This is a genomic window from Catenulispora sp. GP43 (assembly GCF_041260665.1).
Lineage (GTDB): Bacteria > Actinomycetota > Actinomycetes > Streptomycetales > Catenulisporaceae > Catenulispora.
In genome coordinates, this window is record NZ_JBGCCT010000010.1 from 312,649 (window position 1) to 330,541 (window position 17,893).

General features: G+C 72.1%; 13 protein-coding genes. 8 read left to right on the top strand and 5 right to left on the bottom strand.

From position 1 onward, the window contains the following. Positions 1–70: 70 nt before the first annotated feature. Complete coding sequence (locus tag ABH926_RS22670; protein WP_370367704.1) at positions 71–2,206, bottom strand: DUF6421 family protein; 2,136 nt, start codon at positions 2,204–2,206, stop codon at positions 71–73. A gap of 285 nt (positions 2,207–2,491) precedes the next feature. After that, positions 2,492–3,466: an NADP-dependent oxidoreductase gene (locus tag ABH926_RS22675; RefSeq protein ID WP_370367705.1), complete on the bottom strand. Its 975-nt coding sequence runs from the start codon at positions 3,464–3,466 to the stop codon at positions 2,492–2,494. Positions 3,467–3,536: 70 nt separating this feature from the next. Here ABH926_RS22675 and ABH926_RS22680 point away from each other — a divergent pair, with 70 nt between their 5' ends. Both ABH926_RS22680 and ABH926_RS22685 read left to right on the top strand, forming a co-directional pair. Then, positions 3,537–4,562 carry a GlxA family transcriptional regulator gene (locus tag ABH926_RS22680; RefSeq protein WP_370367706.1) on the top strand — a complete coding sequence of 342 codons (1,026 nt, stop codon included), beginning with the start codon at positions 3,537–3,539 and terminating at the stop codon, positions 4,560–4,562. Between the two features lie 43 nt (positions 4,563–4,605). Continuing rightward, complete coding sequence (locus tag ABH926_RS22685) at positions 4,606–5,625, top strand: DUF4037 domain-containing protein (protein WP_370367707.1); 1,020 nt, start codon at positions 4,606–4,608, stop codon at positions 5,623–5,625. A 22-nt stretch (positions 5,626–5,647) separates the two neighbouring features. On the opposite strand, the gene ABH926_RS22690 is transcribed toward ABH926_RS22685, so the two are convergent. Both ABH926_RS22690 and ABH926_RS22695 read right to left on the bottom strand, forming a co-directional pair. After that, on the bottom strand, positions 5,648–7,453 hold the full coding sequence (locus ABH926_RS22690; RefSeq protein WP_370367708.1) for an ABC transporter ATP-binding protein: 1,806 nt from the start codon (positions 7,451–7,453) through the stop codon (positions 5,648–5,650). Between the two features lies 1 nt (position 7,454). Then, on the bottom strand, positions 7,455–9,215 hold the full coding sequence (locus ABH926_RS22695) for an ABC transporter transmembrane domain-containing protein (RefSeq protein WP_370367709.1): 1,761 nt from the start codon (positions 9,213–9,215) through the stop codon (positions 7,455–7,457). A 202-nt stretch (positions 9,216–9,417) separates the two neighbouring features. On the opposite strand from ABH926_RS22695, the gene ABH926_RS22700 reads away from it, so the two are divergent. The 6 genes from ABH926_RS22700 to ABH926_RS22725 all read left to right on the top strand — a co-directional run bounded on the left by ABH926_RS22700 (position 9,418) and on the right by ABH926_RS22725 (position 16,824). Then, positions 9,418–11,958 (top strand): nitrate- and nitrite sensing domain-containing protein, encoded by a 2,541-nt coding sequence (locus tag ABH926_RS22700; protein ID WP_370367710.1) that lies wholly within the window; start codon positions 9,418–9,420, stop codon positions 11,956–11,958. A 46-nt stretch (positions 11,959–12,004) separates the two neighbouring features. After that, the gene (locus ABH926_RS22705) at positions 12,005–12,442 is read left to right on the top strand and encodes a roadblock/LC7 domain-containing protein (RefSeq protein ID WP_370367711.1); all 438 of its coding nucleotides are present in this window, start codon (positions 12,005–12,007) and stop codon (positions 12,440–12,442) included. After that, entirely contained in the window at positions 12,442–13,029 is a 588-nt protein-coding gene (locus ABH926_RS22710; RefSeq protein ID WP_370367712.1) for an ATP/GTP-binding protein, read from the top strand. Before ABH926_RS22705 ends, ABH926_RS22710 begins: the two co-directional genes overlap by 1 nt. Beyond that, a complete protein-coding gene (locus tag ABH926_RS22715; RefSeq protein WP_370367713.1) occupies positions 13,029–14,330 on the top strand; it encodes an ABC transporter substrate-binding protein in 1,302 nt (433 codons plus the stop codon). Before ABH926_RS22710 ends, ABH926_RS22715 begins: the two co-directional genes overlap by 1 nt. A gap of 25 nt (positions 14,331–14,355) precedes the next feature. Continuing rightward, positions 14,356–15,420, top strand: a complete 1,065-nt coding sequence (locus tag ABH926_RS22720; RefSeq protein WP_370367714.1) for a hypothetical protein — start codon at positions 14,356–14,358, stop codon at positions 15,418–15,420. 168 nt (positions 15,421–15,588) lie between these two features. Continuing rightward, on the top strand, positions 15,589–16,824 hold the full coding sequence (locus ABH926_RS22725) for a monooxygenase (protein WP_370367715.1): 1,236 nt from the start codon (positions 15,589–15,591) through the stop codon (positions 16,822–16,824). A gap of 119 nt (positions 16,825–16,943) precedes the next feature. Here ABH926_RS22725 and ABH926_RS22730 read toward each other — a convergent pair whose 3' ends face one another. Further along, positions 16,944–17,882 carry a beta-ketoacyl-ACP synthase 3 gene (locus ABH926_RS22730; RefSeq protein ID WP_370367716.1) on the bottom strand — a complete coding sequence of 313 codons (939 nt, stop codon included), beginning with the start codon at positions 17,880–17,882 and terminating at the stop codon, positions 16,944–16,946. Positions 17,883–17,893: the final 11 nt, after the last annotated feature.

Below are 17,893 nucleotides of genomic sequence, written 5' to 3' on the forward strand. Positions count from 1 at the left end.
TCTCCTCATCGATGGTGCGGTGATGTACGGCGCCCGGTCGGGACGGCCAGGATATTGGTGCGCGCCGGGGTCAGCCCGTTACACCCCGGGTGGCCTCGATGACCGGCTTCAGCTTCTTGTTCAGGGCCTCGTAGAACATCGACAGCGGGAACTCGTCCGGCAGCACCGCGTCCACCAGGCCCTTGGGCGGGCCGTCCAGCGGCAGCGCGGCCGGGCCCTTGGCCCAGACCGAGTTCGGGTGCGGCGCGACATAGCCGGAGACCAGCTGGTAGGCGGCCATCCAGTGCGCGGGCTTGGGCCGGTCGATGCCGTCCCGGTACAGCGTCTCCACCTCGGTGGCCAGCTCGACCACCGCGTCGGCGATCCGGGACCAGTCCACGGCCAGCCGGTTGTCGGTCCAGTGGATCAGGCCGTGCCGGTGCAGGTAGGCGAACAGCAGCTGGCCGCCCAGGCCGTCGTAGTTGCGGACCCGGCCGCCGGTGATCGGGAAGCGGAACAGGCGGTCGAACAGGATCGTGTACTGGACCAGGCGCGCGTGCGAGGCGCCGGCGGTGCCTTCGCGCTCCATGTCCACCGCGGCCCGGAAGGTCGTCAGGTCGCAGCGCAGCTCTTCCAGCGAGTACAGGAAGTACGGCATCCGCTGCTTGATCATGAACGGGTCGAAGGGCAGGTCGCCGTGGCTGTGCGTGCGGTCGTGGATCAGGTCCCAGAGCACGAACACCTCCTGCGTCAGCCGCTGGTCCTCCAGCAACCGCGCGGCGTCCGGCGGCAGCGACATCTTCAGGGTCGAGGCGGCCGCCGAGGTGACCATGCGGAAGCGCGCGGCCTCGCGGTCCTGCATGATGGCGCCCCAGGTGAACACCGGGGTCTCACGGACCGCGACGGTCTCGGGGAACAGCACGGCGCTGTTGGTGTCGTAGCCGGCGGTGAAGGCGTCGGGGGCGACGAACTCGATCGGCACGAACTGCGGGTTCGGGTACTTGTCCCGCTCCAGCTCGGCGATCCAGTCCGGCCACACGGTGCGGATGATCAGCGCCTCGAAGTTGCGGTCCAGGTTGCCGTTCTGCGTGTACATCGGGAACACCACGAGGTGCTCGCGGCCGTCCTCGCGCTGGGCGGCCGGGTGGAAGGCGTTCAGCGAGTCCAGGAAGTCCGGCACCCCGAAGCCGTCCTCGGCCCAGCGGAGCAGATCCTTGCCGAACGCGTCGAGGTAGTCGGCGTCGTGCGGGAAGTCCGGCGCCAGCGACTGCACGGCGGCGCCGATGCGCTCGGCCAGGGCCTCGGCGTTCGCGCGCTCGTTGCCCTCGGCCTCGAAGTCGATCGAGCCGTCCTTGGACTGCAGCGGCCGCAGCTCCTCGATGGCCGCCTTCAGGTCGCCGAAGGCCGCCGAGGAGGCGACCGGGTGCGGCTCGGCGTCCGCGCCGGCGGGCCGGGGCCGGCGCGAGGCCCAGGTGACGGCGTTGATCCAGAGCGCGCGGTGGTCGTAGTCGGCGATCGAGTCGTCGCCGAACATGTCGGAGTCGGCGAACACCGCGACCCGGCCCTTGCCGAAGCGCACGCCGACGGCCAGCGGCCGGTCCGCCGGGTCGGCGGTGGGCGAGGAGTTCAGCAGCGGGATGACGTCCGCGCCCTCGGCGGTGAACAGGGTGCCGGAGCGGTAGAAGCACGCCTCGGCGACGCCGGCCAGCACGTCCTCGGGCTCCAGGCGGCTCTCCGGCAGCGCGGCGCGCTCGGCCAGCACCCAGCGGGCGTTGCCCTGGTGGCGGCGGGTGGCGTCCTGCACGGTGAAGTGGTCCATGCCCACGCCGAAGCGGCCCAGCAGCGCGGCCAGGTTGGAGCCGTTGTCCTGCTCGGAGTCGGCCAGCAGCACCAGACCGCCGCCGGCGGCCACGTAGGCCTGCAGCACGTCCAGCTCGGCCGGGGTGAAGACCGGGGTCCCGACGCCGGTGGTGCGCTCGCGCGCCGGATCGGCCGGGTGCGCGATCACCAGCAGGTCGGAGCCGGCCAGCGACTCGGGGGTGAACGCCCCGCCCAGGTGCGCGGCGACGCTGTAGCCGCGCACGCGCAGCAGGTCGGCGGCATGCGTGTAGCCGGCGTCGGCCGGGTTCACCGGGTTCATGGCCAGGGCTCGGGCCGGATCGATGGTCCAGGCCTCGCTATGAGCCTCGTCGAACAGGACTCGCAGGATTCCCGTGTGCTGCCGCATGTGTCACCTCGCCGGGGTCGGGATGACGGAACTCGTGATCCGATCATCAGACGTGTTGTGGAAGAAATGATGTGCGACCAGTCTATCGAAGAAAATCCTTCGGACTCAATCCTTGATCGCAGGAGTTACTTGCGCGCGATCTGGGTATAGGGGCGCGCCGATGCTTCCGCCGGGGTCCCCGGCGGCCCGTGTCGGTGATGTGCGAAGGGGTTCGCGCACACAGGTGCGCCCCGGATCTCTCGGGGGAGATCCGGGGCGCGCGTATGCGGTTGGTGAGCTGGCGGGTCAGTCCTCGACGACCGTCAGTACGATCTTGCCGGAGGCCCGGTTCGTCTCCCCCAGCTCATGTGCCTTGGCCACCTCGGCCAGCGGGAACTCCGCCTCGATCACCGGACGCAGGCGACCCTCGGCCACCAGCGCGGCGATCGCGGTCATCCCGCCGAGATCCGGCTCGACCAGCATGAAGTCGGCGACGATGTCGCGCTCGGCGGCGCGCGCCTTCATCTCCTCGTTGACGTCGTAGTTCAGCGCCACGAAGGTGCCGCCGGGGTTCATGGTGCGCAGGGAGCGGTCGTAGTAGTCCCCGCCGATGGCGTCGATGACCACGTCGATGCCGGTGACGGTCTCGGCGAAGTCCACCTGGCGGTAGTCGATCACCTCGTCGGCGCCGAGCTCGCGCAGGAAGTCGTGCTTGGCGGCGCTGGCGGTGCCGGTGACGTGCGCGCCGAGGGCCTTGGCGATCTGGACCGCGAGGTGGCCGACGCCGCCGGCCGCGGCGTGGATCAGCACCTTCTGACCCGGCTGGATCTTCGCGAAGTCGTGCAGGGCCTGGTAGGCGGTGAGCGAGGCCAGCGGGAGGGCGGCGGCCTGGACGTGGGACAGGCCGGCGGGCTTCAGGACGAACTGGCGGGAGGGCGCGGCGACGTACTCGCTGTAGCCGCCGGGGAAGCGCGGGAACAGCGGCATGCCGAAGACCTCGTCGCCCGGCTTGAACCGGGTCGCCCCGGGGCCGACCGCCTCCACCACGCCGGAGACGTCCCAGCCCAGGATCGGACCCTGGTCGGTGAGGTCGGTCCGGCCTTCCCAGCCGCCGCGGGCGCGGGTCTTCCAGTCGACCGGGTTGATGGCCGCGGCGTGCACGCGGACCAGGATCTCGGTGCCTCCGGGCTGGGGCTTGGGGACGCGGGTCTCCTTCAGGACGCTCGCCGGGCCGGCCTCGGTGGCGACGATCGCTCGCATGGTGGTGATGTCTTCGTTCATGCCTCCACGGTCGCGGACCGGCCCCCTTCCCGACAGTGGCCCGATGGCCAACATGTGAAAGAATCGGGCCATGGCTCATCTGACCGGCCCCTGCCGCACCACACCGTTGCCCGACGCCGACCCCGCGCGTCCCCGGCACCGCGTCGTGGTCCTGGCCCTCGACGGCGTGATCCCCTTCGACCTGGGCATCCCGGCGCGGCTGTTCGGCGCGGCGCCGGGGCCGGACCTGGAGCCCCTGTACGAGGTCGTGACCTGCGGGATCACCGCCGGTCCGGTCACCACCACCGAGGACTACTCGCTGTACGTCGCGCACGGCGCCGAGGCGCTGGCCGAGGCGGACACGGTGATCGTGCCGCCGGCGTACCCGATCGTGGACGAGCTGGCCCACGGCGCTCCCCTGCCGCCGGAACTCGCCGAGGCGCTGGCCCGGATCCGTCCCGGCACCCGCAAGGTGGCGCTGTGCACGGGCGCCTACGTCTTCGCCGCCGCCGGGATCCTCGACGGCCGCAAGGTCACCACGCACTGGCACCAGGCCGACCGGATGGAGGAGCTGTTCCCGGCCCTGTCCGTGGATCCGAACGTGCTGTTCATCGACGACGGCGACGTCCTCACCTCCGCCGGCGTGGCCGCCGCCATCGACCTGTGCCTGCACATCATCCGCACCGACCACGGCAGCTCGGTGGCCAACGCGGCGGCGCGCGCCTGCGTGGTACCGCCGTCCCGCGACGGCGGGCAGGCGCAGTACATCGAACGGCCGGTCCCGGCCCCGGCGGCCACCGGCACCGGGCCGGCGCGCGCCTGGGCGCTGGAGCGGCTGCACGAGCCGCTGACGCTGCACGACATGGCCGGCCACGCGCGGATGAGCATCAGGACGTTCACGCGGCAGTTCCGCACCGAGACCGGGCAGAGCCCCGGACAGTGGCTCACGACGCAGCGGGTGGACCTGGCGCGGCATCTGCTGGAGGCCACCGACCTGCCGATCGACCGGGTCGCGGAGCAGGCGGGGTTCGGGACGGCGACGTCGATGCGCCAGCATCTGCGGGCTTCGGTGGGCGTGTCGCCGCAGGCTTATCGGCGGACGTTCGCGCGGGCCTGAAAACCCGCTCGCGCCGCGGCGATCATCGCGGCAGGCTTCGGACATGGTCACTGTCGAATTCGTGCCCGGCCTGGAGCTGTCGCGGCGGTTCCACCTCGAGGCCGTGCTGCCGATCCTGGACGCCGAACTGCCCGGTCTGCCCCACGCGGCGGCGCGGCTGGGCAGCGGGTCGGAGGTGCTCGGGTTCGACACGGCGCGCTCGGCGGACCACGATTGGGGGCCGCGGTTGCAGCTGTTCCTGGCGGCTGATGACGTGGTGCGGTACCGCGATCGGCTGGTGTCAGCCTTCGAATATCAGCTTCCGAAGACGTTCCTCGGCTGTCCGACGCACTTGATCGACGTCGTGGGCGTCGACGACTGGCTCACCGGAGCGCTGGGATTCACGCCGTCGCGTGGAGTCACGACCACGGACTGGCTGGCCACGCCGACGCAGCGGCTGCTGGAGGTCACGGCCGGGGCGGTGTTCCATGACGGGCTCGGGCAGCTGACGGCGGATCGCGAGGCCCTGGCGTGGTATCCGCGCGATGTGTGGCTGTATGTACTGGCCTGCCAGTGGAAGCGGATCTCGCAGGAGGAGGCCTTCCTCGGGCGCTGCGGGGAGGTCGGGGACGAGCTCGGGTCGGCGGTGGTGTGCGCGCGGCTGGTTCGGGACCTGATGCGGCTGGTGCTTCTGATGGAGCGGCGGTATCCGCCGTACAGCAAGTGGCTGGGGTCGGCGTTCGCGCGCTGCGATGCGGCAGCGGTGCTCACGCCACCCATGACCGCCGCGCTGGCCGCGACGGACTGGAAGACACGGGAGCGGCATCTCGGGCAGGTCTATGAGCTGGTCGCCGAGCAACACAATCAGCTCGGATTCACCGAAGCGCTGGATCCGAGCACGCGGCTGTATTTCGAGCGGCCCTTTCAGGTCATCGGGGCGGACCGCTTTGTCCGTGCACTGATGGAGAAGGTCGCGGATGCGGATATCCGGGCCCTACCGCTGATCGGGGCGGTCGATCAGTTCGCGGACAGCACCGACTTCCTCGGCGACGGCGACCGCACTCGCAGTACGGTCGCCGCGTGAGACGGTGCTCAGCCCTCAGCCCTCAGCTCTGTTCGGCCGCCGCGCCGCGCCCGTGCCAGGAGTCCCAGAGCCCTGCGTAAGCCCCGCCGGTCGCCACCAGATCCTCGTGGCTTCCGAGCTCGGCGATCACCCCGTCCTCGACCACTGCGACGCGGTCCGCGTCGTGCGCGGTGTGCAGCCGGTGTGCGATCGCGATGACGGTGCGGCCTTCCAGCACCGCCGCCAGTGAGCGCTCCAGGTGGCGGGCCGCGCGGGAGTCGATGAGCGAGGTCGCCTCGTCGAGCACCAGAGTGTGCGGGTCGGCCAGGACCAGGCGGGCCAGCGCCAGTTGCTGCGCCTGGGCCGGGGACAGGGTGTGGCCCTCGGCGCCGATGGCCGTCTGCATGCCCTCGGGCAGGGCGTCGACCCAGCTCAGCGCGTCGACGGCGGCCAGGGCGTCGCGGACCTGTTCCTCACTGGCCTGGGGGCGCGGCAGGACCACGTTCTCGCGCACCGTGCCGGCGAAGACGTGGTGCTCCTGGTTCACCAAGGCCACCTGGCCGCGCAGATCGCCCAGCGGAAGCTCCACGAGCGGGACGCCGCCGACCGCGACCGAGCCGCCGGTGGGGCCGTGGATGCCGGCCAGCAGGCGGCCCAGGGTGGACTTGCCGGCGCCGGAGGGGCCGACCATGGCCAGGCGCTCGCCGGCGTGCAGGGTCAGGTCCACGCCGTGCAGGACCTCGCGGCCGGGGATGTAGGAGTAGCGCACGTCAGTGGCCCGCAGGTCCTCGCCGACGGGCTGGTCGCCGGAGGCTTGGCGGTCCGCCGGGACGCCGGCCACGCCGAGCAGCCGGGCCAGCGAGGCGCCGCCGACCTGCAGCTGGTCGGCCCAGGCGAGCATGTCGTCGATCGGGCCCATGATCTGCTGCATGTACAGCGTGGCCGCGGTGACCTGGCCCAGGCTGAACCAGCCGTGCACGTAGCCCAGGCCGCCGAGCAGCAGCGTCAGGGCCACCGGCACGATGTAGCAGGACTCTGTGGTCGGCCAGAACACGCAGCGCAACCGCAGGGTGTAGCGCTCGGCCGCGAACTGGTGGCGGATGTCCTCGTCGGTGCGCCGGATCCGGTGCTGTTGCAGGCCCAAGGCCTCCACCGTGCGCGCGCCGTCGACGGTCTCGGCCAGGCCGTCGGTGAGGTCGGCGTAGCGTGCGCTCTCGGCCAGGTAGCCCTCCGGCGCGCGCTTCATGTACCAGCGGAACACCACCGCGATCGGCGGCACGATGACCAGCAGCGGCAGCACGGCCCACGGGCTCACCAGCGCCAGGGCGCCCATGGTGAGCAGGACCGTGACGATCGCGACCAGGGTGGTCGGCACGGCGTAGCGCGCGGCCATGCTCAGCATGTCCACGTCGCGCGAGGAGCGCGAGAGCAGGTCGCCGCTGCCGGCCCGTTCCACCACCGACAGCGGCAGCTCCAGGACCCGGGCGACGAAGTTCTCGCGCAGCTCGGCCAACACGCCCTCACCGAACTTGCCGGCGGCGAGCTTGGCGTAGCGGGTCAGCACGGTCTGCACGATCAGGAACAGCGCGATGAGGCCGACGATGGTATCGACGTGGCCGCCGGTGGTGCCGTGCTGGACGTCGTCGATCAGCGCGCCGAGCAGCCGCGGGCCGAACAGGCCGGCGACCGCGGCCAGGGCGAACAGCCCGACGGTCAGGATCAGGTCGCGGCCGCGGGAGCGGGCGACCTGCGCGGCGTACTGGCGGACCTCGGGATAGGTCGCGACCGGCAGGGCCTCGCGGCCGGAGGCCTGGGCCGCGCTCGCCGGCGGGGTGGGCGCCGCTGCCATGTCAGTCCTCTTCCCTGGTCACGGTGGCCCGGTAGGCGGGCACGGTCGCCAGCAGTTCGCGGTGCCGGCCCTCGGCGGCGGCCCGGCCGCCGGCCAGGAACACCACGCGCTCGGCCCGGTCGAGCATCAGCGGGCTGGTGGTGAACACCACGGTGGTGCGGCCGGTGCGGGCCTGCGCCAGCCGGTCGGCGATGCGGGCCTCGGTGTGCGCGTCGACCGCGCTGGTGGGCTCGACGAGCAGCAGGACTTCGGGATCCGCGAGCAGGGCTCTGGCCAGCCGGAGGCGCTGCTGCTGGCCGCCGGAGAAGGAGCGGCCGCGCTCGGTGACGGCGGTGTCCAGGCCGGCGGGCAGGGCCTCGATGATGTCCTCGGCCGCGGCGGTGTGCAGGGCGGCGGTGATGCGGGCGGTGCGGCGGGATCCCCCATCGAGGTCCGTCGCGCCGGCGAGTTCGGCGCCCCAGCGCGCACCGGCGCCGACCCCGGCCAGCCCGTCCGCCAGCGGCCCGGCGAACAGCCGCGCGTCGTTGTCCGCGACCAGCACCCGCTCGCGCAGCCGGCCCAGCGGCAGCTCCTCCAGCGGCACGCCGTCCAGCGTGACCCCGTCGGCGGCCGAGTAGCGGCCCAGCCGGTCGGCCAGCTCGATCGCCTCGGCCGGGTCCGCGGCGGCCACCGCGGTGAACGACCCGGGCTTGAGCGCCAGGCCGGAGTGCTCGTCGACGAGCGCCCCGGTGCCCTCGGCGTCCGGGCCCGCACCGGCGGTGTCGGCCAGCGGATGGCTCAGCGCCAGCACCCTGACCACCTTGGTGGCCGCCACGTGCGCCCGCAGCAGCTTGCCCCAGGCCTCGGTGATGGTGCGCAGCGGCAGCACCAGGAACGCGGCGTATCCGTAGAACGCCACCAGCTGCCCGGTGGTGATCTGATGGGACACCGCCAGCCGCGCCGCCAGCCAGGTCACCCCGACCACGAACAGCCCCGGCAGCAGCACCTGCGCCGATTCCAGCACCGATTCCACGCGCGCCACGCGCACCCCGGCGAACCGCAGCCGCTGGGACTGCTCGCGGTAGCGTTCTGCGAACTCCGGCTCGCCGCCGATGCCGCGCAGCACCCGAAGGCCGGCGACGATGTCGTTGGCGCGCCCGGTCAGCTTGCCCTGCAGGGCCCGCACCTCGCTCTGGCGGCGGTGCATCGGCTTGAGCAGCGGTCCGACCAGCGCCATGATCAGCGGCACGCCGATCAGCACGGTCAGCCCGATGCGCACCTCGGTGCTCAGCAGCAGCACCGAGACCAGCACGATGGACACCACCGCGCCGGCGAACCGGGCGCTGACGTCCATCGTGCCGCCGATGCTGGAGGTGTCCGCGGTGCCGATGGCCACCACGTCGCCGGTCGCGATACGGCTGGGCAGCGTGGCGCCGAGTTCGGTGGCCTGGCGCGCGGTGAGCTGCACGGTGCGGTAGGCGGCGGTGAGCCAGTTCGTGACCGCGCACCGGTGGCGCAGGATGCCGGCTATGCCGGTCAGGCAGCCCAGGCCCAGCACCACCGCGGACCACCGCCACAGCTCGGCGGTGTCCTTGGCGGTGACACCGGCGTCGATGGTCTTGCCGATCGCGGCGGGCATCAGCGCCTGGCTCACCATCCACACGACGCCCCAGAACGCGCCCAGGGTCATCGACGTCCACTGCATCCGTACCAGCCAGATCAGGTACCGGCTCGCCGATCGGGTGTCGGGTCTGCCGGGGTCCGGCTCGGGGAGGTGGCGCATGATCGCAACCGTAATCGGCGCCCCCGTGACCAGCCAGTGAATTTATCCCGCCACCACCTAGGGGAACCGTCCACGTTGTTCGAGGCTTGACTCAGGTCCCCAGGTCCCGGTTGGATGAGGCCCACATTCCTGGCACCACCTGCACCACACGGCTTGCAAACAGTCCGTCCACACTCTGTCAGCCTTGTCGCGAGGGGCCGTCTTGAGGATCACGCGCAGGCTCGGCGTCCTGGTCGCCGTCCCGCTCGCCGCGGTGTCCGGCTTCGGGGCCGTGGCGCTGACCGCGTCCGGCGGCGAGGCCTGGCGCAGCGAGCGGCTGTGGTCCCTGATGCACACCTCGGACGCCGCCGGGAAGCTGCTGTGCCGGTTACAGGACGAGCGCACCGCGATGGCGCTGCTGCTCACCACGGGCCCCGCCGGAATCACCCCGGACGTGGAGAACCGGATCGCGCAGACCGACGCCGCGCTGGCCGTCTACCGGCAGCAGGTCAAGGCGATGCCGCGGATCCAGCCGGACACCCGCGCGCTGCTCTCGCGCATCGACCAGGACCTGACCCAGCTGGACACGCTGCGCTCACAGATCAAGGCGCAGTCCGCGCCGGCGCTGTCCACGGTGGCCTTCCAGTACCGCATCGCCATCGCCGACCTGGCGCAGCTGCGCAACGCGGTGATCGGCGCCGGCAGCGCGCCGCAGCAGATCGCGGCCCGGATCCAGGCCGCCGGCCTGCTCTATCAGGCCTCTGAGGCGACCGGCCAGGAGGAGACGGACGTGCTGCGCTCGGCGACCGGGCTGGCGCTGACGCCGGCCGCGGTGGCCGCGATCGCCCACGACCGGCAGGCCTACGACGACGCCATGGAGGCCTTCGACACCCAGGCCCCCTCGGGGTGGAGCGAGCGCCCCGACGAGGCGATGACCAGCTCGGACATCCTGACCGCGCAGCAGTACGAGGACCAGATATCCCGCCTGGGGCCCGGCGACGTCCTGGCCCTGGACCGGAACCTGTGGGTCCAGACGATGAACGCCCGGCGCGCCACGCTGGACGGCGTGCGCGAGGACATGGACCTGGCCACCATGTCCGCGGTGGCCCAGCTGCGCGACCGGGCCGAGCACGTCGCCGAGATCGAGGCCGCCGCGGTGGCCGGCACCGCGCTGCTGGTGGTGATGATCAGCCTGCGGCTGGGCCGGCCGATGATCAGGGGCCTGCGACAGCTGCGGGACGCCGCGCACGCCGTGGCCACCGAGCACCTGCCGGCCGCGGTCGAGCAGCTGCGCGCGACCGACTCGCTGACCGGCCGCACCCCCGAGGAGTTCGCCGACCAGGCCGGCGACGCGCTGCCGCTGGGCTCCGGCCGCGGCGACGCGCTGAACGCCGAGGACCCCAAGGACGAGCTGGCCGCGGTGGCCCGGGCCTTCAACTCGGTGCACCGCGAGGCCTTGCGCACCGCCGCCGAGCAGGTGCTGCTGCGCGCCGGCGTGGGCGCCACCTTCGTGGCGCTGGCCCGCCGCGGCGAGCGCCTGACCGGCGCGCTGACCAGCGAGCTGGACCGCGCCGAGCGCTCCGAGCAGGACCCGGACCGGCTGGCCCGGCTGTTCGTGCTGGACCACCTGGCCGCACGGATGGCGCGCAACAACGAAAGCCTGCTGGTCCTGGGCGGCGAGGGCTCGGCGCGGGTGCGCGAGCGCGCGGTGACGCTGTTGGACGTGGTGCGCGCGGCGCTGGGGCGCGTCGAGCGCTACACCCGGGTGGACCTGGAGAGCGTCGACACCGCGATCCTGGTCGCGCCGCACGCCGTGGACCACGTGGTGCACCTGTGCGCCGAACTGCTGGACAACGCGACCTCCTTCTCCGCCCCGGACAGCCGGGTGACCGTCGAGGGCCACCGGATGACCGACCGGGTGATCATCCAGATCGCCGACCGCGGCCTGGGCATGACCCCGGCCCGGCGCGCCGAGCTGAACACCCAGCTGGCCGCGCCGCGCCAGGTGGACAGCGAGACGGTGCGGGCGATGGGCCTGACCGTGGTCGCGCACCTGGCCGCCTGGTACGGCATCGAGGTGCAGCTGCGGGCCCGGCCCGGGGGCGGCACGGTCGCCGAGGTCGGACTGCCGCTGGCGGTGATCACGGCGGACGGGGGTCAGGGTGCTGCGAACGGGACGGTGCGGATCGTGGCGGACCCGGCGGCGCCGGCCCGGTCCGATGTCGGCGATGCCGCCGCCGAGGAGACCGACTGGCCGGAGCTGCCCTTCCCGGAGGCCGAGGAGCCGGTCGCCGTCGCGGTCGCGGTCGCCGTGAACGGCCGCGCGCACGCCAACGGCAGCGCGGCGGTCAACGGCAACGCGGCGGTCAACGGCAACGCTCCGGAGCCGCAGGGGGCTGTCACGGCCCCCGCTCCCGCTCCCGCCCAAGCCACAACGCTCAACGGCCTTCCTGTCCGCCGCCCGAAGGCCCAGCTGCCGACCAAGAGGCGGCTGAGCTCGGCGTCGCAGACCACGCCGACGCAGACACCGTCGTCGGCACAGCTTCAGGAACAGACACAGATTCAGGAACAGGTACCGGAACAGACACAGACGCCTGCCAAGCCCGCGTCCCCAGAACCCGCACCACCACCCGGCGAGCCCGGCTGCCACCCCGAGCCCGCCGTCAAGAAGGCCCGCATCGACCGGGACCCCGAGCACGTCGCGGCCACCATGGCCGCCTACGCGCGCGGGCTCTCCGGCCGCACCGGACCGAAACAGAAGTGACGCACCAACCCCTCACGCCATCCTCTAGCCCCACGGGAAACGCCCCATGAACGAACCTGCACCCGATCTGCACGGCAGCCTCGACTGGCTGCTCAACGACTTCGCCCACGGCACCCCCGGGGTCCGGCACGCGCTGGCGGTCTCGGCCGACGGCATCGTGGTGGCCACGTCCCGGGACCTGGGCGAGGAGCAGGGCGAGCAGCTCGCGGCGGTGGCCGCGGGGCTGGTGAGCCTGCTGGCCGGGGCCGCGCTGCTGCTGGACTCCGAGCCGGTGCGCAGCAACCTGACCGAGCTCGGCAACGGCTTCCTGTTCTCCATGGCCGTCAGCGACGGTGCCTCGCTGCTGGTCTACGCCGAGCGCGAGTGCGACATCGGGCAGGTCACCTACGCCATGACCGAGCTGATCAACCAGGTCGGGGAGTCCCTGACGCCGACCGCCCGGGCCCGGATGCTGGCGCACGGCAACCTTCCGGGGGCCCGCTGATGGCGGCTCCCACGATCGCCGCGAAGATCGTCGTCGCCGGCGGCTTCGGCGTCGGGAAGACCACCCTGGTCGGCGCGGTCTCCGAGATCCAGCCGCTGACCACCGAGGCCGAGATGACGCAGGCCGGGGTCGGCCTGGACGACGTCCACCTGATCCCGGCCAAGCGCAGCACCACGGTGGCGATGGACTTCGGCCGCATCACCATCGCCGAGGACCTGATCCTGTACCTGTTCGGCACGCCCGGGCAGGAGCGCTTCTGGTTCTTCTGGGAGGAGCTCTCCCGCGGGGCGCTCGGCGCGGTGGTGCTGGCCGACGTGCGCCGCCTGGGCGACGCCTTCGCGGTCATCGACTTCTTCGAGGACCGCCGGATCCCGCACGTGATCGCGGTGAACCAGTTCGACGGCGCGCAGGTGTACGGGCACGAGGAACTGCGCCAGGCGCTGGCCCTGGAGGACCACACGCCGCTGCTGATCTGCGACGCCCGGCGGCGCGACTCGGCCAAGGGGGTGCTGGTGACGCTGCTGGAGCACGCGATCACCCAGCAGCGGATGCGCGACGACCTGCCGCCCGACGACCGGATGAACTGATGGCGCAGACGGCCGCCGCCGCCGGGGCGACCACACCGGGAACCGGCGGACACCGCTCCCGGCGCGCGCCGCACCACCGGCGGGCCTTCGCCGCGCTGCTGCTGGCCGCGGCCACGGCGGCGGCGTCGGGCTGCGCGTTCGGCGGCGGCTACGGCGGCGGCCTGTCCTACGGCGACCCCGCGGGGCGGCAGGCCGGCGCGACGCCGATCCCGGTGGGGCTGCTGCTGGACATCTCCGGGACCGACGGCACGGCCGGCACCGACGCCCGCGACGGGTTCCAGCTCTACGTCAGCCAGCACGCGGGCCGGCTCGGCGGCCGGCCGGCGCGGCTGTCCGTGGCCAACGAGGGCCCGACCCCGTCGGCCACCGCGACGACGATGCAGACGATGCTGGCCCACGGCGTGCAGGCGGTCGTCGGCCCGATCGACTACGCGGGCTATGAGAGCGTGGCGCCGCTGGCCGACGCGGCGCACGTGCCGCTGGTCGGCGTGGTGGCGCAGCCGGACCTGACGGACATCAGCTACGTGTGGAACGTGGCGTTCCAGTCCACCGAGCCCGGCGCGGCCATCGCGCCGTTCATCTACAACCACGTCAAATCCCCGGTCTTCGCGATCGGCGGCAACTACCCCGGCGACTGGGAGCAGGTCCGCGGCTTCACCGACGCCTACGGCACGCTCGGCGGGAAGCTGGCCAACGCCGGAGGCCAGGCGACGTTCACGCCGGCGACGGCGTTCTCGCCGTCCGCCGAGACCACCGACTTCTCGCCGTATCTGCAGGCGATCAAGGCGTCCGGGGCGAAGGCCGTGTACTGCGCGTTCACCGGCGACGAGGCGGTGCGCTTCGTCCAGCAGTACGCGCGCTCGGCGGTGAAGGACATACCGCTGTACGCGGTCGGCCTGGTCACCGACGGGCCGCTGCTGAAGCTGGAGGGCCCGGCGGCCACGAACATCACCTCGGTGCTGGACTACTCCCCCGACGTCGACACCGCCGCCAACCGCACCTTCGTCTCGGCGTGGGCCGCCGGCCACGACGGCCAGGAGCCCAGCGTGTACGCGCTGACCGGCTACGACGCGGCGGCCCTGCTGGACCAGGCGGTCGCCCAGGCCGGACCGAACGCCGACGCCGAGAAGATCAACGCGGCGATCGCGGCCCTGGGCCGGATCGACAGCCCGCGCGGGGCGTGGCAGCTGGCTTCCACGACGCACGCGCCGATCCAGAAGTGGTACCTGCGGCGGGTGCAGGTGGACGGGACGGCTTTGGCGAACGTGGAGATCGAGGAGTTGGCGACGCTGCCGGACTGAGTGCCCGCGCGGGTTGGCGGCCGACATGGCGAAGGCGCAGCGCCGCCGCAGCGCACGGAAAACTCGGCGGGCTCGTGCCTTTGATCTTGCGGAAAGCAGCGAGGGGGATTGGATGGTTCGGACAACGCCGCCGCGTCCGGTCGACATTGTCGCCTTGTTCCCAGAATTGGCAGCGCATTCGAGGACGACCATTCGCCTGCATCCACGGCAAGGCGATCCGACGTTCGCGGACAGCTCCTTCGGCGGACCGCTGCTGTGGCCGGCCGAGGAACCGTGGCCCGAGTGTGGCGAAGTACATCCTGGCGATTGGCGGCATGCCGTCTGGACCAGGGAACCGCGGCGCCGTGTGTTCAAGCGCAGATGGGAACGGGACAGTGGGCTGCCGGACTTCGAACCCGACGAGGCTGAGGCGCACGTCCTGACGCGGATCGCGGCAGGGCTGGATCCAGCCGACGGAGCGCTGCCTTTGATCCCCATCATGCAGTTGTATACGCGTGATGTCCCCGGCCTAGCCGGCCCTCCGGGGGCAGACATGCTGCAGGTGCTGTGGTGCCCCGCCGACCACGAGCCGGACTGGATGCCCCGTATTCGACTGTTCTGGCGCCAGACCTCTGAGATCGACCAAGTCCTGGCCACGCCTCCCATCCCGACCGTGATCTACCGCGACGATTACTGGCCCGAGCCCTGTGTCCTACACCCCGAGCAAGTCACCGAGTACCCGCACCGGACCCACCTCCCGGACAAGCTGCGGCAGCAGATCGACGACCGGGACGAATCGCTGCCGAACGACAGCGGACTGGACTATCAGAACAATCTGTCGGTCGCCCAAGGGGTGAAAGTCGGCGGCTGGGCGCCGTGGTCCTTTAGCGACCCGTCCCCGACCTACTGCCGGGTCTGTGACAGTCTCATGCAGCCATTCATCTATATCGACAGCGGCGAATGGGATTCGAACCAGCATTGGATGCCCCTGGAGGATCGGATCGCAGGCGCTTCGAAGACGCCCTCCATCAACATCGGACGTAGCTACGGCATGCAGATCTACAGCTGCCCGGCCTCGTTTGACCACCCTCATGCCGAAGTAATGCAGTAGCCGACGGCGGTCCGCTGCCCCAAGATCCGACCGTGCACCTGGACGCGGCCTGCGGCCCGCAGAAAGGCCTCGCGTACCTGCGCAAGCTTCGGGCTGGCCGTCGACATGAACCAATGCCTATCCGCGCACACTCTAAAGTTGGTGTGTCGGCTAACAGGGGGTTCTGCGATGGTGGGTGCTGCGGGCGCGGTACGCGTTGGTGTCGTCGGCGGGAGCATCGCCGGGTGCGCCGGGGCCCTGGCGGCGGCGCGGGCGGTGCCCGGGGCGGCGGTCGTCGTGTTCGAACGCTCGGCCGGCGAGCTGCGGGAGCGCGGGGCCGGGATCGGGATCCAGCACGAGCGGTTCGGCGAGCTCGTCGGGGCCGGGTTCCTGGACGCTTCGCTGCCGGCCACTCCCGGTCATTCGCGGGACTGGTTCACGCGCGACGGTGTCTCCGCCGACGGCGGCGGTGCCTCGGGTCTCGGGAAGCTGATCTGGCGGCAGCCGTTCCCGTTCAACTCCTACAACTGGGGGCATCTGTACCGGTCGCTGCGCGGGCGGCTGCCGTCGCGGGTGGAGTTCCGGGGCGACGCGCGCGTGGTCTCGGCGGCCTCGGGCGATTCCGGCGCCTCGGTCACGCTGGCGGACGGCAGCGTCGAACACTTCGACCTGCTGCTGGGCGCCGACGGCTACCGGTCGGTGGTGCGCGAGGCGATGTTCCCGGGCGTGGTCCCGGATTACGCGGGCTACCTTTGCTGGCGCGGGCTGTCGGACTTCGCCGAACTCAAAGAGCTGCCACAGGACTCGTTCTCCACGGTCGGCTTCAACCACGGCCACCTGGTCGCGTACCCGATCCCCGCCGACGATGGCCGCGTGCACTTCAACTGGGTCCTGTACTCGGCCGTCCCGCCGGACCTGACCGGGGACCTGAGTACGGCCACGAGCATCCCGCCGGGCGCGGTCTCGGACGCGGTGCTGGACTTCATGGACAGCCTGCTGACCCGCGAACTGCCGCCGGCGTGGGCCGCGGCGATCCGCAAGACGGCGCGCGAGAACGTGTTCATCCAGCCGATCTACGACTTCGCAGCACCCGCCTTCACCAAAGACCGCATGCTGCTCCTCGGCGACGCCGGCGCGGTCAGCCGCCCACACGCCGCCGCCGGAACCGTCAAGGCCATGCAGGACGCCGCAAGCCTGCTGGACCTGTGGCGCACCACCGACGACCTCGACGAACTCGCCACCCGCTACGACGCCGCCCGCCGCCCGGCCGGCAGCGCCGTCACCGCCCTGGCCCGCCGCATCGGCGCGGCGCAGGTGCTGGACACGCCGGACTGGGCGGCGTTCGAGGAGGCGGGGTTCGCTGCGTGGCTCGGCGCGCAGATGCAGCTGCCGGACGGGACGGAGATGGGCGGGCGGCGGTTGTGAGGCCTCGCGGCTTCGCGGCCGTGAGCCAGATCAGCGGCCCGTCCTCGTCCTCGACGAACGCACCAGCTGGCAGTTCCAGCCCACCCACTGATCACCCTTGAAGAAGTCGCAAAGACTCCCTAAGGGCACATCACCACCTGTCCCGCGTAAGACAAGTTCCCGCCGAACCCGAACAGCAGCACCGGCGCGCCCGCCGGGATCTCCCGCCGTTCGACCAGCTTGGCCAGGGCGATGGGGATCGAGGCGGCGGAGGTGTTGCCGGACTCGATGATGTCCTTCGCCACCACCGCGTTCACCGCGCCGATCTTGGCCGCCAGCGGCTCGATGATGCGCAGGTTCGCCTGGTGGAAGACCACGCCGGCCAGGTCCTCGGGGCGGATGCCGGCTCGGTCGCAGACCTGGCGGGCGATGGCCGGCAGTTCGGTGGTGGTCCAGCGGAAGACGGTCTGGCCTTCCTGGGAGAAGCGGTTGGGGGTGCCCTCGATCACCACCGCGCGGCTGCGTTCGGGGACCGAGCCCCACAGGACCGGGCTGATGCCGGGCTCGTCGGCGGCCACCACGACCGCGGCGCCGGCGCCGTCGCCGACCAGGACGCAGGTGCCGCGGTCGGTCCAGTCGGTGACGGCGCTCATGAAGTCCGCGCCGACGACCACGGCGGTGCGGGCCTGGCCGCAGCGGATCGCCTGGTCGGCCAGGGCCAGGGTGTGGGTGAAGCCGGAGCAGACCACGTTGACGTCGATGGTCGCCGGGCTGCGCATGCCCAGGCGGGCCGCGACGCGGGCGGCGGTGTTGGGGCTGGCCGCGCCGGCGGTGCTGGTGGCGACCAGGACCAGGTCCACGTCGCCGACCTCGGTCCCGGCCCCGGCCAGCGCCTTGGCGGCGGCCGCGGCGGCGAACTCGTCGAGGGTCTGCCCGGGCTCGGCGATGCGGCGGGTACGCACGCCCACCCGGGTGGTGATCCATTCGTCGCTGGTGTCGACCATCTGCGCCAGGTCGGCGTTGGTCAGGACACGGTCGGGCTGGCTGTGGCCGAGGGCGGCGATCCGGGAACCGGGCACGCGACGCTCCT

Coding starts and splice junctions, on each gene's coding strand:
- ABH926_RS22670 (WP_370367704.1), bottom strand. CDS start 2,206: ATGCGGCAGCACACGGGAATCCTGCGAGTCCTGTTCGACGAGGCTCAT.
- ABH926_RS22675 (WP_370367705.1), bottom strand. CDS start 3,466: ATGAACGAAGACATCACCACCATGCGAGCGATCGTCGCCACCGAGGCC.
- ABH926_RS22680 (WP_370367706.1), top strand. CDS start 3,537: ATGGCTCATCTGACCGGCCCCTGCCGCACCACACCGTTGCCCGACGCC.
- ABH926_RS22685 (WP_370367707.1), top strand. CDS start 4,606: ATGGTCACTGTCGAATTCGTGCCCGGCCTGGAGCTGTCGCGGCGGTTC.
- ABH926_RS22690 (WP_370367708.1), bottom strand. CDS start 7,453: ATGGCAGCGGCGCCCACCCCGCCGGCGAGCGCGGCCCAGGCCTCCGGC.
- ABH926_RS22695 (WP_370367709.1), bottom strand. CDS start 9,215: ATGCGCCACCTCCCCGAGCCGGACCCCGGCAGACCCGACACCCGATCG.
- ABH926_RS22705 (WP_370367711.1), top strand. CDS start 12,005: ATGAACGAACCTGCACCCGATCTGCACGGCAGCCTCGACTGGCTGCTC.
- ABH926_RS22710 (WP_370367712.1), top strand. CDS start 12,442: ATGGCGGCTCCCACGATCGCCGCGAAGATCGTCGTCGCCGGCGGCTTC.
- ABH926_RS22715 (WP_370367713.1), top strand. CDS start 13,029: ATGGCGCAGACGGCCGCCGCCGCCGGGGCGACCACACCGGGAACCGGC.
- ABH926_RS22720 (WP_370367714.1), top strand. CDS start 14,356: ATGGCGAAGGCGCAGCGCCGCCGCAGCGCACGGAAAACTCGGCGGGCT.
- ABH926_RS22725 (WP_370367715.1), top strand. CDS start 15,589: ATGGTGGGTGCTGCGGGCGCGGTACGCGTTGGTGTCGTCGGCGGGAGC.